This is a genomic window from Colwellia maritima, assembly GCF_022669015.1.
In the GTDB taxonomy this organism is placed as follows: domain Bacteria; phylum Pseudomonadota; class Gammaproteobacteria; order Enterobacterales; family Alteromonadaceae; genus Colwellia; species Colwellia maritima.
Genome location: NZ_JAKKSL010000001.1, coordinates 168868 through 194998, shown reverse-complemented (window position 1 = coordinate 194998; position 26131 = coordinate 168868). Strand labels below are relative to the sequence as shown.

At 33.8% G+C, this 26131-nt stretch carries 28 protein-coding genes and 2 pseudogenes; 7 read left to right on the top strand and 23 right to left on the bottom strand.

Annotation, left to right across the window (positions count from 1 at the left end):
• Positions 1 to 122 precede the first annotated feature (122 nt).
• Genes L3081_RS01000 through L3081_RS00990 form a run of 3 tightly spaced genes read left to right on the top strand, consistent with a single transcriptional unit; the run spans position 123 to position 2418 of the window.
• Entirely contained in the window at positions 123 to 1736 is a 1614-nt protein-coding gene (locus tag L3081_RS01000; RefSeq protein WP_242282821.1) for an Ig-like domain-containing protein, read from the top strand.
• A complete protein-coding gene (locus L3081_RS00995) occupies positions 1724 to 1963 on the top strand; it encodes a hypothetical protein (protein WP_242282820.1) in 240 nt (79 codons plus the stop codon). The genes L3081_RS01000 and L3081_RS00995 overlap by 13 nt, the downstream gene beginning before the upstream one ends.
• A complete protein-coding gene (locus L3081_RS00990) occupies positions 1960 to 2418 on the top strand; it encodes a LamG domain-containing protein (RefSeq protein WP_242282818.1) in 459 nt (152 codons plus the stop codon). Before L3081_RS00995 ends, L3081_RS00990 begins: the two co-directional genes overlap by 4 nt.
• 15 nt (positions 2419 to 2433) lie before the next feature.
• Here the strand turns inward: L3081_RS00990 and L3081_RS00985 are convergent, their stop codons facing one another.
• The 14 genes from L3081_RS00985 to L3081_RS00925 all read right to left on the bottom strand — a co-directional run bounded on the left by L3081_RS00985 (position 2434) and on the right by L3081_RS00925 (position 13928).
• On the bottom strand, positions 2434 to 3228 hold the full coding sequence (locus L3081_RS00985) for an acyltransferase family protein (RefSeq protein ID WP_242282816.1): 795 nt from the start codon (positions 3226 to 3228) through the stop codon (positions 2434 to 2436).
• A complete protein-coding gene (locus L3081_RS28840; protein WP_420839686.1) occupies positions 3182 to 3481 on the bottom strand; it encodes an acyltransferase family protein in 300 nt (99 codons plus the stop codon). Before L3081_RS28840 ends, L3081_RS00985 begins: the two co-directional genes overlap by 47 nt.
• A gap of 1 nt (position 3482) precedes the next feature.
• Positions 3483 to 4184, bottom strand: coding sequence for a GDSL-type esterase/lipase family protein (locus tag L3081_RS00980; protein ID WP_242282814.1), 702 nt, complete (start codon positions 4182 to 4184; stop codon positions 3483 to 3485).
• 55 nt (positions 4185 to 4239) lie between these two features.
• Positions 4240 to 5226 carry a polysaccharide deacetylase family protein gene (locus L3081_RS00975; protein WP_242282812.1) on the bottom strand — a complete coding sequence of 329 codons (987 nt, stop codon included), beginning with the start codon at positions 5224 to 5226 and terminating at the stop codon, positions 4240 to 4242.
• Positions 5226 to 6416, bottom strand: a complete 1191-nt coding sequence (locus L3081_RS00970; protein WP_242282810.1) for a hypothetical protein — start codon at positions 6414 to 6416, stop codon at positions 5226 to 5228. Before L3081_RS00970 ends, L3081_RS00975 begins: the two co-directional genes overlap by 1 nt.
• Positions 6416 to 7180, bottom strand: coding sequence for a glycosyltransferase family 2 protein (locus L3081_RS00965; RefSeq protein ID WP_338027229.1), 765 nt, complete (start codon positions 7178 to 7180; stop codon positions 6416 to 6418). The genes L3081_RS00970 and L3081_RS00965 overlap by 1 nt, the downstream gene beginning before the upstream one ends.
• 3 nt (positions 7181 to 7183) lie before the next feature.
• Positions 7184 to 7564, bottom strand: a complete 381-nt coding sequence (locus L3081_RS00960) for a glycosyltransferase (protein WP_242282808.1) — start codon at positions 7562 to 7564, stop codon at positions 7184 to 7186.
• Between the two features lie 15 nt (positions 7565 to 7579).
• Complete coding sequence (locus tag L3081_RS00955) at positions 7580 to 8065, bottom strand: glycosyltransferase (RefSeq protein ID WP_242282806.1); 486 nt, start codon at positions 8063 to 8065, stop codon at positions 7580 to 7582.
• Between the two features lie 17 nt (positions 8066 to 8082).
• On the bottom strand, positions 8083 to 8769 hold the full coding sequence (locus L3081_RS00950) for a glycosyltransferase (protein ID WP_242282805.1): 687 nt from the start codon (positions 8767 to 8769) through the stop codon (positions 8083 to 8085).
• 3 nt (positions 8770 to 8772) lie between these two features.
• Positions 8773 to 9534: a glycosyltransferase gene (locus tag L3081_RS00945; RefSeq protein WP_476728549.1), complete on the bottom strand. Its 762-nt coding sequence runs from the start codon at positions 9532 to 9534 to the stop codon at positions 8773 to 8775.
• 4 nt (positions 9535 to 9538) lie between these two features.
• Complete coding sequence (locus tag L3081_RS00940; protein WP_242282801.1) at positions 9539 to 9895, bottom strand: glycosyltransferase family protein; 357 nt, start codon at positions 9893 to 9895, stop codon at positions 9539 to 9541.
• Positions 9896 to 9923: 28 nt separating this feature from the next.
• Positions 9924 to 11276 carry a phenylacetate--CoA ligase family protein gene (locus tag L3081_RS00935; protein WP_242282799.1) on the bottom strand — a complete coding sequence of 451 codons (1353 nt, stop codon included), beginning with the start codon at positions 11274 to 11276 and terminating at the stop codon, positions 9924 to 9926.
• Positions 11277 to 11571: 295 nt separating this feature from the next.
• Positions 11572 to 12066: a hypothetical protein gene (locus L3081_RS00930; protein ID WP_242282797.1), complete on the bottom strand. Its 495-nt coding sequence runs from the start codon at positions 12064 to 12066 to the stop codon at positions 11572 to 11574.
• Positions 12067 to 12398: 332 nt separating this feature from the next.
• Positions 12399 to 13928 (bottom strand): glycosyltransferase family 4 protein, encoded by a 1530-nt coding sequence (locus L3081_RS00925; RefSeq protein ID WP_274620260.1) that lies wholly within the window; start codon positions 13926 to 13928, stop codon positions 12399 to 12401.
• Positions 13929 to 14018: 90 nt separating this feature from the next.
• Between L3081_RS00925 and L3081_RS00920 the strand changes: the two genes are divergently transcribed.
• From L3081_RS00920 to L3081_RS28835, 4 genes and pseudogenes are all read left to right on the top strand, one after another.
• Positions 14019 to 15122, top strand: coding sequence for a GNAT family N-acetyltransferase (locus L3081_RS00920; protein ID WP_242282794.1), 1104 nt, complete (start codon positions 14019 to 14021; stop codon positions 15120 to 15122).
• A gap of 19 nt (positions 15123 to 15141) precedes the next feature.
• Positions 15142 to 16068 carry a glycosyltransferase family 2 protein gene (locus tag L3081_RS00915; protein WP_242282793.1) on the top strand — a complete coding sequence of 309 codons (927 nt, stop codon included), beginning with the start codon at positions 15142 to 15144 and terminating at the stop codon, positions 16066 to 16068.
• 105 nt (positions 16069 to 16173) lie between these two features.
• Positions 16174 to 17496 (top strand): O-antigen ligase family protein, encoded by a 1323-nt coding sequence (locus tag L3081_RS27805; RefSeq protein ID WP_242282792.1) that lies wholly within the window; start codon positions 16174 to 16176, stop codon positions 17494 to 17496.
• Positions 17497 to 17651: 155 nt separating this feature from the next.
• Positions 17652 to 18715 (top strand): annotated as a pseudogene (locus L3081_RS28835) (acyltransferase family protein).
• Here L3081_RS28835 and L3081_RS00895 read toward each other — a convergent pair.
• From L3081_RS00895 to L3081_RS00855, 9 genes and pseudogenes are all read right to left on the bottom strand, one after another.
• Entirely contained in the window at positions 18709 to 19575 is an 867-nt protein-coding gene (locus tag L3081_RS00895; RefSeq protein WP_242282789.1) for a glycosyltransferase, read from the bottom strand. The pseudogene L3081_RS28835 and the gene L3081_RS00895 overlap by 7 nt on opposite strands.
• A gap of 285 nt (positions 19576 to 19860) precedes the next feature.
• Complete coding sequence (locus tag L3081_RS00890) at positions 19861 to 20337, bottom strand: lipopolysaccharide biosynthesis protein (RefSeq protein WP_242282788.1); 477 nt, start codon at positions 20335 to 20337, stop codon at positions 19861 to 19863.
• 112 nt (positions 20338 to 20449) lie between these two features.
• Positions 20450 to 21115, bottom strand: a complete 666-nt coding sequence (locus tag L3081_RS00885; protein ID WP_242282787.1) for a lipopolysaccharide biosynthesis protein — start codon at positions 21113 to 21115, stop codon at positions 20450 to 20452.
• Positions 21116 to 21396: 281 nt separating this feature from the next.
• Positions 21397 to 22140 carry a hypothetical protein gene (locus L3081_RS00880; RefSeq protein WP_242282786.1) on the bottom strand — a complete coding sequence of 248 codons (744 nt, stop codon included), beginning with the start codon at positions 22138 to 22140 and terminating at the stop codon, positions 21397 to 21399.
• 98 nt (positions 22141 to 22238) lie between these two features.
• Positions 22239 to 23356: pseudogene (gene rfbB / locus L3081_RS00875) on the bottom strand (dTDP-glucose 4,6-dehydratase).
• A 112-nt stretch (positions 23357 to 23468) separates the two neighbouring features.
• Positions 23469 to 24233, bottom strand: a complete 765-nt coding sequence (rfbD, locus tag L3081_RS00870; protein WP_338027053.1) for a dTDP-4-dehydrorhamnose reductase — start codon at positions 24231 to 24233, stop codon at positions 23469 to 23471.
• A 29-nt stretch (positions 24234 to 24262) separates the two neighbouring features.
• Positions 24263 to 24808, bottom strand: a complete 546-nt coding sequence (gene rfbC, locus L3081_RS00865; protein ID WP_242282785.1) for a dTDP-4-dehydrorhamnose 3,5-epimerase — start codon at positions 24806 to 24808, stop codon at positions 24263 to 24265.
• Positions 24809 to 24883: 75 nt separating this feature from the next.
• Positions 24884 to 25684: a glucose-1-phosphate thymidylyltransferase RfbA gene (gene rfbA / locus L3081_RS00860; RefSeq protein ID WP_420839685.1), complete on the bottom strand. Its 801-nt coding sequence runs from the start codon at positions 25682 to 25684 to the stop codon at positions 24884 to 24886.
• Between the two features lie 32 nt (positions 25685 to 25716).
• Positions 25717 to 26076, bottom strand: coding sequence for a hypothetical protein (locus tag L3081_RS00855; RefSeq protein WP_242282784.1), 360 nt, complete (start codon positions 26074 to 26076; stop codon positions 25717 to 25719).
• Between the last annotated feature and the right edge of the window lie 55 nt (positions 26077 to 26131).

The following is a 26131-nucleotide window of genomic DNA, read 5'->3' as shown; positions in this document are numbered from 1 at the left end:
CAAAATTTTGGACTGAGCGTCACGCCGCCTTTCAACTTAAAGGGTATGTTTCAGCATACGAACTTTTTGGCGGTAACGAATATAAGATAAAAGCACAAACTACATATGCACACCTAAGAAGAATGCAAGAATCTCCTGACGATGGTGTTCCTAAGACGGGCGCTTTAATGCACACGTCGTCATCGCATGGAGAAGGGAGGGCTAACTTTATTGCTAGTCCTTGGATGTCTGCGTTGTTAATTGACGCTGTTGAAAGATATAGTATTCACATTGAAGAGGATAGTATTTCAGATTTTGTCATCAAGATGGCAAAATATTTTCAGCAAGAAAATGTTGCCCTTTATAATTGGGTTGGCTATACAGGGAAAGAAAAATATTTTGTTCCTTACTATTTAGCAGGTAAAAATTTAACAGAACCTGAGCATGGAGGGATTGGTTTCAAAGATTTAGAGCATGGTATAGATGTTATTAAAATATTTAGCTCTGCTTATTTTTATTCTTGTTTTATAGGTGATTGTGATGAGAGCTTCTTATACACAATCTCTCGGCTTTACACCACCGCTTTTAGTCAAATAGTTCCTTACTGGATAAGGCCTGATGCACCGAGTTTATACCTTTCTTCCTATAGGTTGGGGCCTCCTAGGAAATTTAATTGGTGGTTTAATATTACGGCAAATAATGATTTTTTATTGGGAAAAGAAACATCTTTTTCAGTTGTAGAAGAAAACACACCCTTACTGAAATTAGTTCAGGATGATGTGAAGTCCTTAGACTTTAAGCCAGGAGACGAAATAACCTTCAGCTTTCGATTAAAAAATATTGGCTCTGTGGTAGCCAAAAATATTGTTATAAAAGCGAGAACGAAAATGGAAAGTCCTGGAGGACTGATAGAGATACACTCCATTAGTAAAGATGGAGCCAACAGGTCAGGTGAAATTATTTGGCATCTAGAAAGTATAAAACCAAACCAAGAGTTAACTGGTTTTAGTTTTATTGTACAAGTTAAAGACTTCCCAGTATTGCAAACAAAAAAAAGACCTTTAGGTAACATCATATCTTATGCTGAGGTTAATTACTGTAGCCAAGCAGATACTGTTGATAATTGCCAATTGTGGGATAACCTTTGGGCAAGCGGAGAACAAACTCATATCACCCAAAGTAATTGGATTTCAATAGCCCCCATATTCCCAACAACTCCCCCAGTTATTCAAGTCGTTTCGCCTCTTAATTTTGAAATGATTTCTGGAAGACACAATGTAATTGCTGAAATAGAAGATGATGATGGTATTGCAAAAGTAGATTTTTTGTTAGATGGAGAGATTATCAATACATTGACCTTGCCTCCGTATCAAACTGAAATTCAATTTGACGCTTTATCACCAGAAATGCATGAATTGATAATAAAAGCATGGGATGTATTTGGTAGCGAAGCGAGTCAGAGTGTTGTTTTGGAAGCTAAATTCCCAGATATAGTTGCACCTCAGATAACGATTTTATCTCCAGAAGAGCAACAACGTTATTGTAAGTCAGTTGGAATTAAATATGAAGTTGAAGATAAGTTCAGTGTAAATAGTTGCCAAATAGCATTAAACGATAACAAAGTCAGCGTCCCCGATTGTGGCGAATTAACTATCCCTAGTGTCATTCCTCTTTTTTTGCTAAGGCGCATCTTCCTCTTGATGGTCTATCTGAAACCATTGAAAGTAGCAATGGATATGCTTTATTGGGAACTTTAAAAGGTGCATCATGGAATGTAACTCAGGAGAGACAAAGTCTTAATTTTTCGGAATTTGATGATTATGTCGATTTTTCTAAAACAGAGTTAGATATTGATAATGACATAACAGTTGCATTTTGGATTAATCCTTTCGCAGAGGAGGGGGTTATAATGTCTCAAGATTGGGGGTATATAGGGAATGAGTATGGTCAAGGGCCATATCAATGGGAGCTAATCACCACTTGAACAACAATCCTCTTGCTGTAACTTGGTCATCAGGCACTAATGTAAGTAATTTGAATGAAGGAAATGTAATTCAAACTCCACCCTATACTCTATCACTTAACCAATGGCAGCAGATAGTAATCAGAAAAGAAGATAAACAAGTTGATATCTTTATTGATGGAATTTTAGTTACAACAGCACAATTAAGCGAAGGTGCCATCGCCTGGCCACTTACATCTGAAAAGAAATTTTCGCTTGCTAAGTCAATGGGTCATCCTGATATGTATAATAGTAATTATCAAGGGTTGCTAGATGATATCGCAATATGGAATGAAGCGTTAACCGATGATGAAATAAACCAACTGTATGGTGGACTACCAAACAACACTATTCAGAGTTTAACAATCACAGCATATGACAAAGCCGGCAATGAAGGCTCATCAAAAGTTGATTTTTTTATAAACAAGTGTAATTAATCTAAGTAAGTATACTTAAAGGTGTTTGTCCATAAGTCTTTTACAAATGTTTTTGATATGGTTTTCTAAATATTTAGATATAATATATGAAATCAGTAAAACAAACGAAATAGCCATTATCGGAGGCATGATCAATGGAATACTTGGAAGCAAATTTGATAAATCAATAACCATTGAGATCATCATGTTTTCGTGTATTAGATATAATGGGTAACTTATAAAGCCTACAAACATCAAAACACGATTTTGCAGCGTTTTTTGAATTACGGGACTGATAAAAGTTAAAGTAAAGAAAAATGAAATAGCGAATGCAAATACCATAGTATGGTAATTATCTCTATATAAAAGAAAAGAACTAATCATAGCCATGGAAAAACCACAAATAAACCATTTCATTTGCTTACTTTTATAAAAAAGGTAAAGTGAGGCGCCTGAAGCAAACCAACCAAAAAATCCTAAACTTAAGTGTGTAGAAATTGAGTGAATACTATAAATAATGGAATTATTATATGTTTGATTTAATTGATTTGCGCTAACTGCTATGAGAAAAAGACCAAACAATGAAAAGGTTAATTTTTTTTCATTGAGAATATAATATAAAAATGCTGCAATAAGATAAAATTTAAATTCTACATATAAAGACCAAAATGCTCCCTCCAGACTTGAAAAGGGTATACCGCTTATTTTTTCAAACCAGTAAGGATCTATAAATGTTAAACCTGGTATTATGTTTTTGAATTCTATTTCACCTATTGGTCTTGAACTAAATAGGTTGGCCGATAACACAATAATTAAAGTGCAAATAAGCATTGCTTTGAAATAACCTCAACCAACGTTTATATAAAAAACTTGAAAAGGATTTGGTTCTTTCAAGAGTCATTAATATAACAAACCCAGAAAGTAGGAAAAACAATTGAACCCCAAGAAATCCTTGATTGAAAACAATATTTGTAAATGAATTACCGTAAGGTAAAATTTCACTCCATCTAGAAAAAAGGTGGTAGAAAACAACGAACAATATCGCTATACCGCGATGGCTATCAAGATATTTGATTCTTTCCATACTATTCAACTCTCCTAGTTAGTGTTTCTTTTAACGCGTCAATCCAGACTTGATAGCCGCCTGTATTCAAGTGTATACCATCACCAATGTGGTATTGACTCAATAATTCATAATTATGATTAAGTGTTGAGTTGATATTAAGGAAGGTAGTATTTTCATAATTTGAAGAGAATTTGGCTAACTTATTATTTAATAGTCTAATGTCATTATTATTAACTGATAATAACGCAGTCCCAGTATCTATGTTAAAGACCGCACAAACAATTTTGATTGTATCTTTAGGGGTGCTATCAAAAATTTTTTTATAATTTTCAATTATTTCTTTAGACGTTCTATATTGTAAGTCGTTTATACCAAATGAAAAAACAATTGCCTTAGCAGATTGAATAGATTGATATTCTTTAATTCTTTTTAGAACAATTTTTGAAGTATCTCTGCCTATTCCAAAGTTAATTCCATGTCGAGTGACTTCATTTACAGCTAAACCTTGGACATGACTATCTCCAATGAAAATGACCTTACCTCTTGATAAGTTCTTGTCAGTCCTTAAATAAAAAGCATGCGTTACTTTTTGTGTTTGTTGCCATTCTTGAGGAGTATTATCAAGTTTGTAGGATATTTTATGAAGCACATCATATTTTACAAAACAAGTAAAAATAACGATGTGAAGGATAAAAAAATAAAAAGATAAAAAATATTTCATATTCACATCCTTCTCAAATTAACTTTGAATGTACAACTCATGGTGATTAATAAATTTATATGAACTTTATTATTGCTTTGTTAATTTGCTTTTTAATTTGATTGACAGAACAATTATTATCAATAGAAAATCGGTTCAAATGATACTTATTGACACCAAGCCTCCGATTAATACCTGGAATAAATGAAAAACCAAAAGAATAACCAGTATTAGCTAATATCTTTTCAGTTTCTAATGTGAAAGCATCTTTGCCCCCTACGGGGTAAGCAAAACTTGAAATATTATCACTTAACTCAGTATTAATTCGTCGTTTAGAATTATCAGCTTCATGCTGTTGTTCGTTTGTTGATAAGTGAGACATAATATGATGTGAACATGATTGCGAACCAATTGACATACCATTCTTTTTCATTTCCCTTAACATATCCCAATTCACGAACAAATTTTCATGTGGAGTGATAAAGTCTTTCTCGATACCAAGCGCCACTTTTAGTAGAACTATTTTCTCATGCATAGTTTTAGTGGAATCAATCTTAATAGTTTGCAGAACGTTTTTAATCACGCCACACTTATTTAATGAGGAAATTGATAGTGATTTATTCCAACCTGAAAGCCGAATAGTATCCTGGTCACTCTTCTTAACCAAAAATGCAATTTCATCCCACCAGGGTAATATCTCTTTATCAATAAAATCAGTTGCAATAAAAAAAATAGCAGGGGTTTTGTATGATTTTAAAATAGGGTAGGCGAGTTCATAATTATCTATGTAGCCATCGTCAAATGAAATAATAGCAAACTTATTATTAAATTTTGTGGTCGTTTTTGAAAGCGTTTCTAATTCTTCAATACTAATGACATCAAAATTTGATTTGTAAAACTGTATGTGTTTTTCAAATACCTCTTCATTACAACTGTAAACGTTTGGATCATAAAGCGTTGAATTGGGATCTCCAATTCTATGATAATTAAAACAATACAACCCGTTTGGTTTAGAGTGCCACAATAAAGGGTTTGATATGAGCATCTGACTAAAGATACCCATTAGTCAACGCTCTCTTTTTTTGTCGATATATTTTGATATTGAGAGGCAGGAATCACATAATCACGGAAAGCATTAGGGGTTCCGATTTCTCCTTTTTCAGCAGCTTTAACAATATTGAACATTTCTCTAGAAGATACAAAATGAAGTGAATAATTTTCACCATCATTATATTTATCCACTAAATACTGGTTCATCTCCTCAAAAGGTTGTCCAAGTAGTGTGTCCATATCTTGTTCTTGGGTGCCATGAGTATGAATTTTTATAAAAAGCCAATCAGGCTTACCTTTGACAGATATAGCTGTGTCTACCCAAAGATCAACCCGGTCTTTCGTTGGAGGCATAGATTTACGAATATCGCTGTTTTCAATCTGTGGGAAAACTCCTTTCTTACGATGTTTCCAATTTAAACCTAATGGGCCAGTTATTAGCATCATATCACCCCAGTCACTTCCGCCAACAACAACTTTTTGCCCTGTATTGTGAGATTTTGGTTTAATTGGATCGTCTTTAGCATAGTAAATTTCGTTAGCAAAGGCAGGTTGTGTATCGCTAGGTGCAGACGGGAAAGTAAAGTCGGCATAACAACCCGTTTCCTTCAATACTATTAATTCATCATTGACACCACACCACTTTCCATCAGGTCGGCTATTATCTAGACACCAATTGCCGTGAATAAAATTGTATTGCAGTTTACCCGTTGATTTATTTCGTACAAAGACCCCATGATTTTGGTGTAATGTTTCTGTAAATTGTTCCAAAGTAGATCGTAAGTTATCACTCGTGTCATTATCATGATGAAGATGTATTTCTATCTCACCGAGTCCTTGTTGACAAAGATCGGTTATTTTATCTAAGTGTTCTTGCCTATATTCTTCTTCAGGATAGAAAAATGTGTGTTTTGGGTGACAACCATCAGCATCTTTAAATTTCTTGGCAGTTTTAGGATAATCCTCATGCCATCTTTTGACCCGAGCACATTCTTGCTCATAAGAAATATTTTTACCCCACATCGGCTCATAATGGTCAACAAAACAAAACATGATGTGTTTGGTTTTGTTAGGAGCCTTTTCCAATGTCAGCTTTCTTTTTAAATAATGGGGAAGCCATAAATGCATTTGTTTTTTTTGAACAATAAGCGCAAAAAGAGTAAACAAGAGTAGAACGAAGGTAATAAAAAGCATAAGTATCATTATCGAGAGGTCCTTTGCCATGTGCCTTTAATATTTTTAAATGCAAAGCGATAAAAACCTTGCAGTAATGCATAATTCATTGATACGAAGAAGGTTAATAGTGCAATTGAAGCAGGAATAGGGCGTCCTCGCTCACTGACTTTTTGTCCCCAAAATGCCAAATAATAAGCAATTAGTTGGATTAATAAAACAGTATTATAAAACATATTACCAATAAGAATTACATTACTCATAAACGCTATAATCATAAAATGAGGGGTAAACCACCGTAACACTTTATGGGAAAAATAGCTGAAAAATCGCCAACCAATAAAAGGGTTCAATGCCCAAAATAAACGTGTAAAAGCTTGATAGTTACCTGTGCCTATTCTTATTCTTCTCTTACCTTCCTCTGCGATTGAAGGAGCTATTTCTTCATGTGCAAGCGCGTTTTTATCATAAATAATCTTAAGTTTCTGTTTAGCGACATTCATTACAATCAGGAAGTCATCTACAACGGTATTAACAGGAATTGGGGTATATAGATGTGTTCGAATAGCGTAAATGGCACCATTAGCACCAAGTAAAGCATCTAGCTGTCCTTCTTTATCTTTTAAGAATTGTTCATAAAGCCAATATGTACTATCTTGATTATTATTGTCTCCAGGATTAAATAAATTCAATTCACCACAAACTGCACCAACTTTGTTATCGTCAAAGTGTGCAACTAAGCGCTTAATAGCATCAGGTTCAAAATGCGTGTTAGCATCAGAAAATACAACAATAGGTCAAGTTGCGAGTTGAATTAAATCATTGAGAACACTTGCTTTGCCTCTATTTGTTTCAAATAGTTGTGCTTGAAGTCTTATGTCAGTAAATTCTTTAAGAATATCGTTAGTCTTATCTGTACTACCATCTGAACCAATGTAGTAAGTGATTTTATCTGCGGGGTAATCTTGGGAGATCAGATTTTCAACACGCTGCTTTATATCTTGTTCTTCATTATAAGCGGCTATAATAATAGCAACATCAGGCCATTCATTTCTGGTAGTTATATCTATATTAGGCGTTTTCTTCCCACACAACTTAACTAAAATAGTCAATAATATTGGGTACACAATATAGCTGTATATGATGAGTAGTACACTTAACCAAAAAATTGCTTCCATCGAAAATCTCATCAGTTACTTAATTGGGCTAGTATTATTAGCTAGTTTTATTATTTGTTCAGCATTGTGTCGCCATTGACGGTGGGTTTCAATATATTCAATGGCATTTTCACCAACTTTTTTCAATAGTTCTGGATCTGATGCAATTTCAAAGAAAAGCTGTACACAATGCTGCTTATTTTTTCGCTGAAAAAGCCAACTATTATATTTATCTGTCACTACTTCGGTTATTGGTGTGTAATCAGGAACAATCATCCCTTTTCCCATAGCCATAAATTCAAATAATTTCATTGGTGATCCATAATCATTTGAATCAGGGATAATACCAAAATCCATAGCAGCCACTGCATTAGGGATTTCATCATGTTCAAGTCGTCCCGGCATAACAATTTGTTCAGTAAGATTGTGTTTTATCGCTAACTCTTGAATGTATTGGTGTCTAGGGCCATCGCCTACTAAGAATAAAACAAGTTTCGGATGATTTTTAAGCTCTAGAATCACCTCTTCAACAAACCAGTCTATCCCGTGCCAATGGTGAAAGGCACCAAAAAACCACAGACTACTTTTCCCGATAATCCAAAAGAGGCTTTTGCATCATCACTATTATAGTTATTTGGATTAAATACCTCAGTATCTGCAGCATTTGGTGAAATAACGCTAGGGGCAAGGTTCTGGTAGTTATTTTGTGCCAAGGTTTGAAAATAGCCCGAGATGAAAACTAAACCTGTAGCATTTTGAAATGTCCATTGCTCAATTTTACAGGCAAATTTTTTGAATAAAAGATGGCGTACGCGTTCAACCAACGCAGAGTCATTTACTTCAAGAACTATCGGAATATTACACTTTTTTGCATACCAAACTGTGGCAAATAAGAATAACGAATAACGTTCATAGATAAAGGTTGGTGTATGGTTTTTTAGTGTTTTTCTGACCTGCCTAAGCGCAATGATATTATAAAGAAGCTCTAACGCTTCAAATACAAACTCAGGCATGTATTTAGTCAACTCTAAAATTTTGTGCTTAATAGACTTTTTATTTTCTGTTGGTGTTGTTGTCTCTTTAATCACTGGTTTTGTAGGATCTACATTATGAATGGAAGACAAAGTAACCTGATGTCCAAGCTTTCTAAATGCAGTAACAATACCCTTAATGTGAGCACCTTCTGCACCTTTACCTCGTGTACGGTGATGATACAAAATATTCATCGTTTAATTCTTTTCCTTTAAATGCATCATACTGGTGAGTTCATCTGTGTTTTTAGTCCAACTAAATAATTCTGCATGAGCCCGAATAGCTTGGTGGTCCCAATTTTTTTCTAACGCTTGTATTAAACATTGTGAAATACAGTTAGCGGTAATTTCGTTGGCAATTATACCTGTAGCAGGCGTCACTACTTCAGGAATACCCCCTACATTTGTGACAACAACCGGTGTAGCGCATGCCATGGCCTCTAATACAACATTTGGCACACCTTCATTATAACTTGGTAATACTAATAATGTCGCGTTGGCAATAATAATGGGTAATTCATCATGACGTTTAACCCCTTCAAGCTTAACTTTGTCTTGAAGCTGATGCTCATTTATAATGTTTTGTAGTTGAGGGGCCATATTGCCAGAGCCAATATATTTTAGCTGTAAGTGAGGGAATTGAGTGTGAATTTGAATAAAGGCATGGAGTAACTCAACTACACCTTTGTCTTGTTTTAAATTACCAACAAAGACAAGATAAGGTGATTCATTAACTGATTTTTGCGGGATAAATTTTTCTAAGTTAACCCCATTGTAAATAACATGAATTTTATCTTTGTTGATACCCATGTCGACCATTTTATTTGCTAAGTCTTGACTGACGGATAAAATGCCCTTGGCCTGTTTTGCCATACTGACTATTTGTTGGGCTCGTTCTGGAAATGTTGCATGCATGTTGATATCACTACCATGCACTTTGAAATAAAAGTCAGCGCCAATTTGTTTAGCGATGCCAACTGCAGCAACCGCATCGGGATAAGCCCAAACTCGCTAAAACTTTACTCGGTGAAATTTTTTTAATCCACGCCTTTGCGGTTAATATCAACGACCATTGCATTAACTTTCCATAAAATCTTCGACCGATTTTTGGGGTATAAAAATACGGAACATATAGGTGGTTATAGTCCGTGTTTTTCAGCTCATTACGGTGTTTCCACCAATCAGGAAAAGCAACAGGTATTAGATAAAATACATCGGCATGTTGCTCTAAATAACCAAATTGTTGAAAATTAAACATAGCCCTAGTCGGTTGCCATGGCAGAGGGTAAAGGTTAGTTATGATCAGTATCTTTTCTTTCACAATATTTTATAGCCGACGATAAAGTTTTTTATAATTCAGATATTGTAACACGATATTTACCACTACTTGTTAATGGTATGTCGTCTACGATATGAAAATTAATGGCTAATGCTTGTTTGCTATATTTATTTATTTCTTCTGTAATAAGCTGTTTATCACTTGGATTAAACTTTTCATTTGTCACAAGATAAATGTCAATATTGTTTATGTTTGATTGTTTTACTTGAAACTTAGTGATCCCCTCAAATTCTTTAAAAAGGTGAGGAAAAAGTTCGCCAGGGATCATATGTCCGGCTATGGTTTTTATAACATCCGACTTTCTTCCATTGACTTTTTCAATCATAGGTAAAGGGTTGCCACAAGTGCATGCTGAGGTAGATAAAGTGGCTCTATCACCATTAACATAACGAATTAAGGGCATACCATAATTCATTAGATCTGTGATAACAATATCACCCACCTCGCCCGTAATGGGCTCTTTTTTTTCATTTAAGGTTTCAACCACCAAATGATCGATATTGATATGTAGGCCTTGTTGTTTCTTACACTCAGCAGCAATCAACATAAACTCTCGACAGCCATAAGTATTATATACTTTTGCATTAAAGGCTTTTTCTATCTCAATTCGTTGGAAATCATATAAAGGTTCAGCACCAGTGAGTAAAGTTTTGGGAGAAAATACTCTCATGTTGTTTTGATTAATAAATTGAGCAATTTTATACAAGGGATTAACATAGCTGATGATGGCTTCCGGTTTGTAAGTATTAATTGTGGTGATATATTCCTCAAGATTATTTAGGTTCATTGTGAAAGTACTAACCATCTTTCGGTTATAGAATCGATGGTATAGATTTTCTTTTAATGCTCTTAACCTGGATGCTTCACCTATGTTATCACCCCATAAAAATAACGATTTAACACCTAGTCCAAGACCTAACCAACCATAACCTCGCCACATAATTGCTTGGCGCGCATCATTACTAAGTTCATTTAACTCAAATCGAAAAGGGGTACCGGTTGATCCTCCAGTCGCTTTTTTTATATTTTTACCTTTATAGATCGAGGGGATTAACTGATCATAATGTTCGGCAACATCTTGTTTAGTGAGTACTGGCAATTTTGCAAAATCATCAAGGTTTTTTATTTCTGAAATGTCTGTAATACCAGACTGTTTCCAATGCTCTTTGTAAAAGGGGACATTATGCCAACAGTGATGAAGTAGTTTCTCGAGTTGTTGCCATTGAAAATCTATAAGCTCACTTTTCGACCAATTCAATCTGGTTAGAGAGCGAGAATACTCATTGTAAACTTCTGATTTTTTGATAAAAGAAGAATAAAAAGGAAAAATAATATCTCGATAAAGTTTGCTATATATGCTCATTTCAAGTCCATTAAGAATACGTACTTAAGCTAAAAGCTTATGTGGTAGCTATAATAAGTTAATTTTGAAAACAATAGAATGCTAATTCTTGTAATTAATGTCTAGCTCTTGTAGTAGCCAAGTAAAGCTAGCTGTAGTGCCATACCACCAATTAAATTTCCGAGCGGGTACTATTGGCAAAGCATCTGTACTATCTCCTCTATACATAGATCTGTGACAAGTTTTTAACATGTCGTTTAATATTGTGGTTAGCTTAGAGTAGTCTTTTTTCTGAAACTTTTTTAGATACGCCGCTTTAGCTAATGAACCGGACTACATCACAGGCATGATGTAACTCTGACCAAGGATCTGTGCTTTCTATCTCCTTCGTATCAAAGAGGGACAAGTATTTTGGGACAGCTGAAATTTCATTACGATAGGTGAAATAGAATACTCCTTTGTCAGATAAAAATTCAGAAAAAATTTCAATAATATGTACGCTTCTAAAATCATCGGTTAGATGAAAAAAACGCCAGAATTGCTCAACTAATAATGCGGTCATCCATGGCGAACAAACACTGGCATCGAGACCTTTACCTTCGTGTGACAAATACGAATGCTTTAGACAGTTATTATTATACGTTTTTTCTAAAAAACTAATGGTATTAACGAAAAACTGATCTATTCGCTTTAATGTTGTTTTATCATTGGTCACCACCCAGTGTGAAATTGCGGAAGTTAATGCGACATTATGATGGCGTTCTGTCCAAAAACCTTCCTTTTTCACCTCAGGTTTCCAATTAGAGGTCATTATGTAAATTCTATTTATAGCGTCTAAAGTGCTCTGCATGGGATAGAATATATGATCAAAAATGAGTCCTTGTGTGTTTGCATATTTCATATCCCCTGATTTTAATGTGAAATAACCATTTTTATCTATATGGTCCTTATAAAAAACTGCAGCTTCATGAGCTTTATTTTTCCAATACAAATCACCTGTTGAAAGGTAAAGTAAATATAAATTGTATGGCCTGTCATAAAGCCAAATGGAGGGAGTGTTTAAGTCGAATTCATACTTTGGTATTAATGTAGGTTTAGCAACAAATTTACCATATGCTTTGTGAGAAGTATCAAACCACTTATTTAGTGTGTTTTTGGTGGCGTCAACATGGGGGCGTAGTGTGATAATGACAACCAGTTTGAAGATAATATTGCATGGTGGGTTACATTTGCAATTTCGTTTTTGGTTTGAATGTTGCTGTTGTATTCGTTTTCCCATTGTAAAGTATAAAATGTTTTAGGTGATGGGCTGTCGACAGAAATATACAACGAGCGTATATATCTTCGTTCTTGTTTGTTCGGCCAAAGCAGCACAATACTATAATTCGCTTTGATTAAAGTGTTACTTTCATCAAATAGCTGTATGTTACTTCTTTTGTCTACCAAATAATTTGGGATGGGGATTGTCCATGAGGTTTTTGAGTCATTAGTTATTTTGTTAATGGGAGTTAGCTCAAATGCCAAGGTTTCTGCCCCTGCAGTATTTAGGTATATGCAAAAGAGAAAACTAATAGAAAATATTAAATTAACTATCAACTGTACTTTGTGTTTACATATTGTAAAAATAATTATACTCCGCGCGGTTTTCTCCAATGAATAATTGTCTTGAACATGTTTTTTCGCATTATTGCCATGACGCTCCAGAACTTCCATGTTTTGATAATAAGTTAAAATGGTATTTGATAATTTTTTAATATCACCATATTCATATAGATAGCCAGTTAAATCATCTTTTACTAATTGTGGGTTACCACCTACTCTAGTTGCAATAACAGGTTTAGCGTGAGCCATTGCCTCCAATATGGCAATTGACAAACCTTCGCTTTCGGAGCTAACAACAAGTAAATCAAATAAAGACAAAATATCAAAACGGTCACTTAAAAAACCATGAAAAAAAATGGACATTTGTGCATTTAAATTAACGACTTGTTGCTCTAAAATCTCTCTACAGACACCATCGCCTATTAGATGAATTTCAACCTTTGACCTGATTTTTATTGGTAAATTTGCCCAAGCCAGAATTAAATCCTTTTGACTTTTTAGAGGCACCATTCGGCCTACTGAACCGATTCGTAAGACGGTTGGTTCATTATCAACAATAATATCATTAGGAATGTTTATACCATTTTCTATTACTTTTTGTGGTGTGTTTTTCCAACCATGCACTTTATTAAATACGTTTTGTCCATTTGTTGAAACATAGGTGGTAGCTGAGATGAATGGCCTGGCAAGTATGTGGACTACTTTCCAACTTATCGTGTCGTATTGCCCCTCTCCATGACGAGTATAAATTAACTTACGGTGTGTTAATGCAGGGATGAGTAGCAAAATTACTTTTAAAATTATGGGAGAATGCAAATGAAGAACATCAAACTTTTTTAGCACATCAAATGTGTCTAGATTTTTCGACCACCATTTTTTTTTTAATAATATAACTCGGATATTCGCTTTTACCGCAACTTTATAGAGGTCATCATCTTCTGATCCGAAACTTAAAATGGTTGGCATGAGGCCATTTTTTTGTTGTTGTAACGATAAGTCAATTACAAAACGTTCTGCACCTCCAACGTTTAATGAACTTAATAAATGACAAACATTGATTGGTTGCTGCATAATAGTCTCTTTTAAAGTCCTGTGGCCTGTATAAATATTATTAGCTTAGAACTTAGTTAGATTAATCGATTAAAGGATTAGATGGAATAGATGATTGATAATAATTTAGATAATGAAATACTCGTTGAAGTTGTTACAGCTTGGGGGCTTAGCGATAAACAAATAGCCGCTTGGCACTCACTTTCCGAAAATCATTATAATCCTAATATATTCCTAACGTTAGAATGGTTGAAATTATGGTGGGAAATATTCCATTTAAGCAGTGACCTCTTGCAGATTGTGTTTATTTCGGTATCTGATCGTATTGTTGCAATATGCCCCTTATATATTCAAGCAGGAAAAACACTCCGATTTATAGGAACAGGTGAAGATGAAGAATGTGAGGTTTGTAGTGAATATTTAGATTTACTTGTTGAAAAGGGTAATACCTCTTTTGCAATTGATATTATTTCGCAACAAATTAGTTCGTTATTGAATAGTGTTAGTCGTATTGAATTTAACAATGTTCTAAAAGAGGGTCACATTTTGAGTGTTGTTGAACGTTTAGGTCAAAGTTGTTTTATCAAAAAACAATGTATGGGTGTTCGTTATAGTATTAATTTATCGGATAATTATCTAGAATACACATCATCACTCTCAAAAAACTTTATTGCCCAAGCGCAAAGAAAAGAAAGGAAATTCAATAAACAGCTTGGAAAAGTAGTTGAAGTTAAAAATCTTAATGAGTTGGACAACATTTTTAACCATTTAGAACTGCTGCATAACAGACGATGGAATAAAAAAGGCTTTTCAGGTGCTTTTAAAGCAGAAAAATTTGTTTATTTTCACAAAAAATATACAGAGTTTCTCCTCTTAAATAATCAACTTTCTATGAAAGCTCTTGTTGTTAATGAAAGGATTGTCGGTGTTATATATAATATAAAATATTGCGGCCGTCGTTTTTTCTATCAAATCGGTATTGATACAAATCATAAAGATAATTTTTCACCAGGGACTCTGTTACATCTTAATGAAATAAAGACAAGTATTGACGAAGAAGAGGTATTATACGATTTCATGAAAGGTGACCTTTACCGTTCATACAAGGAAAATTTCAGTAATGTAAAGGAGGAAATGTTTAATGTGATTCTTCTAAAAAAATCCATAACGAATAGCTTAACTTTGTTAAAGTGGAAATTTTATTGCAAGCTATGAATAGACAATAGGTGTTAAAATGATTGAAGGATTAATTTCAATAATAGTTCCCGTATACAACGGACAGCGTTTTATCGAAAAAACGTTAAAAACGTTAACAGAGCAAACATATAAAAATATTGAGATTATATTAGTTAATGATGGCTCTACAGATAATTCCAAAAATATTATTAACTTAATTTCACAAAATAACCAGATTTTCCGTGTGTTTCATAATACTAACGCGGGAGTTGCGGCAGCAAGAAATTTTGGAATTGCGCAATCTCGAGGAGAATTTTTAGCCTTTTGTGATCAGGACGATCTTTGGCACCCAACTAAGCTCTACAAACAAATAAAATTATTTGGTCCAAAACAAATTGGCTTAGTTTATACCGGTGTTATTGTAGAACTAACTGAACAGCAAGTAACTACAAATCATAATTTTAACAACAAGTTGAGAGGATATGTTTTTCACGAGTTAATTTTTAAAAATATGTTTACTTGTTGTACAGTTATGGTTAGAAAATCTTTTTTAGAACAAGTTGATGGTTTTGAAGAAGATAGAGGTTTGATGGGCGTTGATGATTGGCATTTATGGTTGAAACTTTCCTTAGTTTGTGAGTTTGATTACGTTGCTGAACATCTAGCAACACATGTTTTTCATGGTGATAATTATTCATTAAATGAGTTGAAAATGTATGAAGCTGAATTGGCTTGTTTATCAAACATAAAAAAGCATGTTATGAGTTATAAAATTGAGGTGAATTGGTATGATGTAGAACAACAAATTCACCTTCGTTATGCACAAGAATTTGTAGCAAGTGGTATGTATAAAAAAGGCGGCAACGTTTATTTATTAGCTAGTCGTAATAATATAATAATTATTATTAAAGGGTTGTTGTTCAAATTTTTACCTTATGCTATTTTGAGTTATTTACAAAAAGTCAAGCGAAATTTTAGTGCATAATATTAAATAATTATACGCTAAACAAAATAGCGTAAATATGATTTTTTATCAAATGTTTGATAGAAAATACAACCGTTGTCGTTATAACTTATTAAAAGGTCGATTGTGTCTAGATACACCCCTGAAATTAGATCAAAAAACTCTGAAATAGGCTTCTTTTTTTTATTACTTTACACGCTTTTAGTTTTCGCAAGGCCACAGGAGTGGGGCCAGTCTGTTATAGAATTCCCATTTATTAGAATTTTTCTGATTTTATCATTTGTTTTTTATTTACTTCAGCAAGCACCTAAAAATTTTTCAATTCACAGTACTTGTCTATTTAGTCTGATTATTATTATTTTGCTTTCTGGTATTCGCAATTACTGGGCTATGGGTGGGGTGTATTCTGCTTTTGGTTTTATTATTTCAGTAATTATACCGTATTTATTATTCACTTCATTGTTATATGATTTAAATAAAGTAAAAAAGATCATGTTTGCTTCTTTAATCGCCACTTTTGTTATGTTATTTCATGGTTATTCTCAGTTAAATTCTCCATCAGGTACCGCATGGACGGGTGAACCTTTATCTCAAGGCACACGTATTACTTTTGTTGGTGTTTTTAACGATCCTAATGATTTAGCTATGTTTTTTGTAATCAATATTCCTTTTGCTTATTACTTTTTTGTAACGAACAAAAGCAAAGTAATTAAAGTAGGTATGTGCATTATTTTTCTTTTGTTGTTCTGGGGGGTATATAAAACAAATTCTAGAGGAGCGTTACTAGGTCTTCTTACTATAATAACTGTGTTTATTTATCTTACCTTTGGTAAAATTAAAACATTATTTCTATTACTTATCACAACGCCTATAGTAACTATTGTCATTGGAATGTTTCGGACCATTGACGCGGAGGAAGATAGTGCAGGACAAAGGATAGAGGCTTGGTATACTGCGATAGATTTGTTCAAAAGTCATCCTTTTGTAGGGGTGGGGATGGGGAATTTTACAGATTATCATTACATCACAGCGCATAACTCCTATGCACTCGTTTTAGCCGAACTAGGTTTTTTGGGTTATACGTTGTGGTTTGTTGTATCGGTTTTTCCTCTACTTAAACTATATTCTATTATAAATGATACATTGCCTATTTCGCCTGAAAAAGAAAAAGAATGGTTAGCAAATAGAGATGAATACAAATTAGGGGCTAAAGTACTGTTCTTATCTCTAACGGGCTTTTTGGCAACCGGTTTTTTTATTAGTCGTAGTTATAGCATTATTTGGATTTTTATAGTTTCTTTGTCAATAGCGTTGACTTATTTAGTCGAAAATATATTTATTTCTAAAATTTCTCAACGAAAATTTAATGTAAATTTGATAAAAAAAGCAATATTTTGTTCTGTTATCAGTATGATTTTACTTTATTTTTCAATAAGATTATTGCTGTAGAATTCTTGCTATTTTTTTACTTTGCTTTGTTATGACCAAGCAGGGACAATTCTGATTGTTTAAAGAGAACCCTAAATTTTGACCAACCCCTAATATCTTAATTACACTTTGTAATTAAGATATATTTTTAGAATTTTCAGTTATTAAGGATATAAATGAAATCATCATCAGGAAAGTACTTTATTGGCTTAGATCATATAAGGGCTTTTGCATGCTTTATGGTTTTTACGTGGCATTTTATTCATATTAATAACGGTCAACTGAGTGAACCTCCTATATTTCCATTTTCATTGCTCACAGAAGGGCATACAGGGGTTGCCTTATTTATGGTATTGAGTGGTTACCTTTTCTCTAAACTACTATCAGGTAAAAAAATAATATTCAAAGAATTTGTTTGGAATCGGTTCTTACGTCTTGCACCCTTACTACTTGTTGTAATTATTATTGTAACCTTTGGCAGGGTTGTGAAAGAAGAAAGTGTCATCGGCTATTTATGGGAAATTTCCGAAGGTTTGATAAAACCAGTTTTACCAAATGGGGCCGGTCAAACACAGTGGAATTTCACTTTTATTTGTTACTACCTTTATTATTTTTTATTAAAAACAGGTGGAATAGTGGACTTTTTTTAATACTCATTGCAACTTTAATATTAAGGTGGGGGCTTCATCATGAGATTGGTCAAATCCAAACATTATCATATTGGACTATTATTGGAAGATTAGATCAGTTTATATTAGGTATGCTAGCTTTTGAATATCGTCGTTACTTTGTTGGTCGCCATTTACTTATTGTCTTTAGCTCATTACTTTTTGCAATTTTTTATTGGTATTTCGATAATGGAGGGGGATTTTATATGAGTCCTTCTTACCCAAGTCCTGATCCTTTATGGATATATTTACCTACTATTGAAGGTTTAGCTTATGCTATATTTATAGCATGGTATGATAATTCGTTTTCACATTCAGTTGGAAAATTTTCTCGGTTCATAGCGTTAATTGGCACTTATTCTTACTCAATCTACCTACTTCATTTTTTCATTGTTTTTAGAATTGCTAACGCAATAAATAAAAATTTAATTGATTTGTCAAATATTTATATTGCTATGGTTTTTTCTTTATTGTCTTTTTTAATAATGATTCCAATTGGGTATTTTAGTTACCGCTTTATAGAATCACCTTTTTTAATGTTTAGGACTAAATATCTCAAATCAGATCAATAAGTGAATAATGACGTTTTAATTGTTTTCCAAAATAAGGGCCTTTGAATTTTCTTTATATTTTTTGTTAATTTATAAATATGGTAGATTAAGTAAAAGTATTTAATTGTACTTTTACTTTTTAGGATCACGTTTAGAGAATTTTTAATCAAAAATTGTAGTCTTAGATCTGATATTTCTTTTGCGTTTATTTCATCACTCGCGTAATCTGCAGTTTCGCTACCTCCAATATAATGATCATAGAAACTAGTTTGGCAACTATAAATACTATAATCATTCCTATTCATATCTATGCATATTTCGAAGTCGACCCAATCAATAAACATATCTTCAAAAGAATAACCGTATTCTTTAAAGTAAATTAAATTAGTTAAGCTACCTGCACTAATTACTAGGTCACATTTGTATATTGATGGGCGTAAATTTGGTTTTGTTAACCTTAACCAACTTGCATTATTTCCTCGATATAAGTTGCCATTTTTTTTAGAGATACCAGTGGAAGCGATAATGCCAATCTTTTCATCGTTAATATGATTGACGCTTCGTAATAGTTCTTCTAAGGCATTTGGTCTAGCTACACTGTCTTGATCAAAAGTCCAACACCAATCCATTTTTTGTTTTAAGGCTTCTTTAAAAGCCAATATATAAGCACCAGATATTCCTAAGTTTTTATTAGGTGTTAATATCTCTACATTCGCGGTGTTATAGATGGAATGTGCTAAATTAGGTTGCTCGGTATTGTCGACAACAAACACTTTAGCAACTGACTGTGATTGATCTAAAATACTTTTAACACAGCTATAAGTAGCATGATAGTCTTTATAGCAAACCACTAAAGCACAAATTTTCTTTATATTAATCATTTTTTTGAAACCCCTTACCGATAGACATGTTATTGTCACGTTGTAATATTAGCGTTTGCCATTGCTTAATAACAATTAACTTTATATATCCATAATAAAAAACAGAAAATACGCAGCAAAAAATTAAATTATAAAAGATAAAAGTCAACCAATCATCAAGTTTTACCATAGTACTAGCCCAGTAAGCGAAAATACTAAATGTAACCAATGGTGGTAACCATATCCGAGTGGAAATTTTTAGATCGTGTTCACTAAAGTCATTATCATATGGGTATAATTTATAAATTAAATAATGGCGGGTGTAGATAAATGGAAAAAAACCGCAAATGCTTGACCAACGATACCGAATAAAGGTGTCAATAATACTGAGAATAGAAAAATCATGCCGACTTCAATTAAGGATAATTTTAATAAATGATGATGTTTAGCTTTAGCATAAAATAACCGCGAAAATGGCTGTTGACTGCTAAATAAACTTATATATAAAGATAAAATTACACCAACAAAATAGGTGTCTGTGTCATAAATCTTGAAAACTAAGGGAATAAAATCTCGACCGGAAAAAATAAATCCGACAATATACAAAGACAAAGGCACTATTACCAAACAATATGAATAATTTATCGATTTTAGTATGTTACTCGCAGACTCTTTATATTCTTCTATAGCCATTATTTTGGTAAAATATGGCATTAATGGTGCGGTCGACACGGCAATTAATTGACCTATATAAGTTGCTATCATATAACCTATATTATACAAAGCAATTGCTTCTAAATTGATATAATAAGTTAGAGTAAAATTAGGTAGAGAGCCCCTTAATCTTTCTGTAAGCCATATAGCAATAGTAGGTGTTGAATATTTAATTAACATTTTAGCTTTGATAATAGAGGGGGGTATATGATAGAAGGTCAATGCCTTTAAGATTAATGGCAAAAAATACAATTAAGAAGCGACTCGCTAATTCGGTAAAGGATATGATCAAAGCTAAATGAACCAAATCAGCAGTTGTACCAACAATAAATATAATTAGTATAAATTTAACAATGATCATTACCTGTTCAGAGATGACTGTTAGGTCGTGTCTTAGTTCTGAAGAAAGAATTGCTTGAAAGGCAATAGTGGGTAGTAAAAGTGCTGTCTTGATACCAAATATCCACAATATTGTTATTGTTATATCTCTCAATTCACTCTGTTCGATAAATAAATGTGTTATTTGCGATAAAAATGCCACAAAAATAACGGATAAAATAGATAATATAATAAGAGAAAACAAGCCAGATGAGAATATGCATTTATATTCATCTGTTAGTTTTGATGATGTAAGTTTAGCTAGATCTCTCTCAATTGCTGTTGCCAAACCCATATTGAGGATGAGTAAATAACCAACAATAGAATTTATTAATATCCATAAACCGTAATGTTTTGCGCCAAGTGTTAATATTAAAAAGGGCATTAAGATAATTGCAGTGACAATTTCAATTAATTGACCCGTACTTAAATAAAGAGTGCTTTTGAGAATTCTTTTCGTATCGCTCATTAGGAGTAAACTAATTTCTTATTTAGTAAAGTATTGATTTATTTTAGATCTAATATATTTCTCATTATGCAGATGGAATAATGAGCTGAATAATGTAGTGATCTGTTTCCAATTCTTATATCCAATATTAAACAATGGAAAGCCATTTTTTATTGTTTTTAGTACATAATGCAAAGGTGGATCTACCACAACACATTCTTTACCTTTCAAAAATATAGCTTCTGAAAAACCTGAGGGGTTACAAATAACAATATCGCATTGAGCGATTAGCTCTACCTCAGCTAACCGACTTTCCCTGGTAGATAATGTAGATTTTCGTGTTGAAAGTTTAATCCGTATTCGGGGAATTTTGCATCAACTACATATCGATTTTCTTCTGTTGTTTTAACTTTCATTCCTGCTACCAGAACATTGCAATTCCACCGGGTTATGGCTTTTTCTAGTATTTCAGAATATTTCGTTTTTAAGGTGTTTTCATCTGGCATGAACATTGGATTAACAGCACCATTTGCAGAGCGGTAGCGCCACATAAAGCCAATAGTTTTTTTGTCAAAAAAATCAGCAGGTAAATGCGCTTTTATTTCTGTGTAACTTTTCTGGCCACTAAGCGAAAAAGGCAACGAAAAGCGTTTTTGTTTTTTTGCCTGCATCGTATTCATATATATATGAGGAAGTAAGTTATTTTCTAGGTCAAACTTCTTAAGGGTGTCAGGCTTTAATGTTGCTAAGACTTCTTCTTTTAATTCAGCATCGAGTACTTGAAATTGATAAAAATAATCTATTTCGTTCTGTTCAATTTCAGTTGATAGGGCAGCTTTAAAGGCGAATGATAAATCAAGTTTTAAAAACTCTTCCATACGGTAGGGGTTAGCAAAAAACAATAGGAAATTATGGTGTGAATACTTTTCTGCAAGATCAACAATGCATAGTAGTTGCTCAAAATAATCACCATACGCGCCATGGAGTATCGTTGCTATATTCTGAGGCTTCTCATTGTTTTTTATTTGGTATGGCGACAGTTTCAAAATTTAATGTCCGTATGTTTTAATCGTTTATATTGAATAGTAAAGCGTTATTGTGCAAGCATAGTAACGCTGCTTATTTAAATCTTTATTGGTATGTTTTAAGTATTATATTGCGCTTTAATCCAGTTTTGATAACTGCCGTCCATAACACTTTGCCACCATTGTTCATTGTTTAAGTACCATTGAACAGTTTTTTCTATACCCGTTTGAAAGGACTCTTTGGGTTTGTAGCCAAGTTCGTTATTGGTTTTTGTTGCGTCAATAGCATAGCGGCGATCATGACCCGGTCTGTCAGTTACATAAGTAATCAATGATTCCGTATTGGCGCTAATGGCGGCTTTGGCGTCTGGGAAGCGTTGTTGTAGTGACTCGTCATCTGCAAAGGCTTTTTCAACGAGTATTGATATTTCTTTAACAATATCGATATTTGCCCATTCGTTATTGCCACCAATATTGTAGTTTTCGCCAATTCGACCTTTTTGTAATACTAAGTCTATGCCGTAAGCATGATCTTCTACATATAACCAATCTCTAATTTGTCGCCATCGCCATAAATAGGTAATGATTTATTGTGAAGAATGTTAGTGATAACAAGCGGGATAAGCTTTTCAGGGAAATGGTAAGGGCCATAGTTATTTGAACAATTACTGGTGGTTACGTTTAATCCATAAGTGTGGTGATAGGCACGAACTAAATGGTCACTTGCTGCTTTACTGGCTGAATAAGGAGAATTAGGCGCGTAAGCGGTATCTTCAGTAAATGCAGGATCAGTCGCAGATAATGTGCCGTATACTTCATCGGTTGATACGTGATGAAATCGATGATTTTCTTTAGGTTCTTTTCCTTCGGCTTTAGGCGCGTCCAACCATACTATTTTCGCGGCTTTTAGTAATGCGTATGTACCAAGAATATTGGTTTCAATAAAGGCATCAGGCCCTGTTATTGAACGGTCTACATGAGATTCGGCAGCAAAGTGTACTACCGTGTCAATATCATGCTCAGTTAATAGTGTTTCAATCAGGTTCTGATCGCAAATATCACCATGAACAAAGGTAAAATTTTGATTGTCTTTTACTGAGGCTAAATTAGCGATATTACCTGCGTATGTAAGCGCGTCAATCACGACAACCTTGTCTGAAGGGTAGTGTTGCATCCAATAATGCACGAAGTTTGCGCCAATAAACCCTGCTCCACCAGTAACGAGTAATTTTTTCATTTATAAGTTTTCTCTATTTTTTAAGTCATTTAACATGCAATTAAGCTGTTGTCGCCAGTGCACAATTAACCCTGATGGAAATGTATTTACATTTTGTGATTTATCTAACACGCTAAAACTTGGCCTTTTTGGGTGTTGGGTAGTCAGCAGTAGTAATTGCTTTAATCGGAATGTTTTTACTAATTAAATTTTTCTCTAGTGCTAGCTCTTGGATGGCAACAGCAAAGTCATACCGCCTAGCAACACCTTGGTCGGTCCAATGATAAATACCTGATAGCTTATTTACCGCTGCGTGAATACAGGCCTTTGCCAATGTTTTTGCATAAGTTGGTGTACCTATCTGATCACTAATAACACCTAATTCAGGCTTGTTTTCCATTAAAGTAAGCATGGTTTTTACAAAGTTATTACCGTGAGTTGAATAGACCCATGCGGTTCTTATGATGCAGCTATTTTTAGGCATGATTTCTATGAGTAATTTTTCGCCAATCGCTTTACTTGCACCATAAGTATTAACGGGAGCATGCTTATTGGTAGTTAAGTAGGGCGTTGAATTATTGCCATCGAAAACAAAATCGGTAGATAGATGAACTAAGTGCATGGCAAGTGAATTACAAACTTGTGCTAAATAACCTACTGCATAGCCATTAATTTGATTTGCTTGCTCAGATTCTTTCTCTGCAAGGTCGACAGCAGTGTATGCGGCAGCATTTATTACCGCATCAGGGTTTAAGTGCGTTAGCGCTTTTTCAATGGCACTTTTATCTTCGATATTAATATCATGTCGACCTAAACAAATGATCTCTATTTCATCATTTGCTAGGTAACTTAATTCGGTTGCCAGTTGACCACTTTTTCCGATAACAACAATTTTCATTTTAAAACCTTGTTCGTGTCATGATGTTATTAAAATGTTGGCGCTTCTGAAAAAGGCAAACCGTTTTTGTCTTTTTCAGACAATTGAGGCGGCGCATTGTTAACAAGTGGCCATTGAATTGCTAATTCCTGATCATTCCATAACATTGAAACTTCATGCTCTGGTGCGTAATAGTCGGTACACTTATAGACAAACTCAGCTGATTCACTCATGACATAAAAGCCATGAGCAAAACCTTCTGGTACCCAAAGTTGATGCTTATTCTCAGCTGATAATATTACACCCACATGTTGTCCGTAGGTTGGGGAATCTTTTCTCATATCTACCGCAACATCGTATACTTCGCCGGCACTAACTCTTACTAATTTACCTTGAGTTTGTTGTAGTTGATAATGCAAGCCTCTTAAAATACCTTGAGTTGACTTACTGTGATTATCTTGGATAAATGTTCGCGTACAACATAACTTGTTAAAGGTATCGTCGCGAAAGGTTTCCATAAAAAAACCTCGTTCATCACCAAATACTTTTGGTTCTAAAATTTTTACATCCGCAATTTTAGTCTCTATAACTTTCATTAAAAAACCTTCTCGTTAATTAGTTTTAATAAGTATTCGCCGTAGCCACTTTTACGTAATGGTCCGGAATTTCTTTTAATTTTTGATCTGATATCCACCATTTCGATAGGCAACTTCTTCAGGGCAGTTTACTTTTAACCCTTGTCGTTTATCTATTGTGGCAATAAACTGTGCAGCCGCGAGAAGATCGTCATGGGTACCCGTATCTAACCAAGCAGTGCCTCGACCCATTATTTCTACACGTAACTCACCGGCTTGTAAATATTGGTCGATAACATCGGTTATTTCTAATTCGCCCCGTGCTGACGGTTTTACCTTTTTAGCAAATTCTACTACGCGTTCATCAAAGAAATAGATACCAGGAACGGCATAGTTTGATTTAGGCACTTCAGGCTTTTCTTCAATTGAAATGGCAGTACCGTTTTTGTCAAATTCAACAACACCGTATGATCTAGGATTAGAGACATGATAGCCAAACACCGTGCCGCCTGACGTTTGAACATTGGCATTTTTAAGTGATTTGACTAAATCGTGACCATAAAACATATTATCGCCAAGTACTAGTGCCGCAGAACAGCCATTTAAAAAGCCTTCCGCAATGGTAAATGCTTGTGCAAGACCATCTGGGCTTGCTTGTACTTCGTAGCAAAGCTTGATACCAAACTTATCACCATTGCCAAGTAAATCACGAAATCTGTCTATTTCTTCAGGTGTTGAAATAATTAGAATTTCATTGATACCCGCTTGCATTAAGGTTGCTAACGGGTAATAAATCATTGGTTTATCGTAAACAGGCATTAATTGTTTACTGACAACTTTTGTTAAAGGGTAAAGGCGAGTACCACTGCCACCTGCTAATATAATGCCTTTTCTCATAATAAAACCTTTTGTGAATGTATTTATGTTATTTAGTCTAGCGTAAATAGCCAATGTAATTTGGTTTGATCATTTCCAATCATGGCATGTTTTAGTCTTTCAAGTTTGAATTGAGTACTACTGCCAATTTTTGAACCAGATATTTCATAACTAACCGTTATAACAGCTGTGTTGGTTCCATTTTTAATTTTAATTTCTTGTGCATCATACTTAACAGTTTGACTGAGAACAGACCAATGCTCAGGAATAAAATTATTTTCAAAAAAAGTGGGTTTTGCTTCTAAATTATTATTATTAAAATTATAAACTAGTTGTGTTTTTGTAAGGCTTTGAGTGATAACTTCAACAGCGCTTGCATTATAAATATGAGGTTGAACGGGAATGTTTATCACTGTGGCGCCAGTTGCAGTTGTTGCGAATTTAGTAAATGAAGTAGCAGAGCATAGT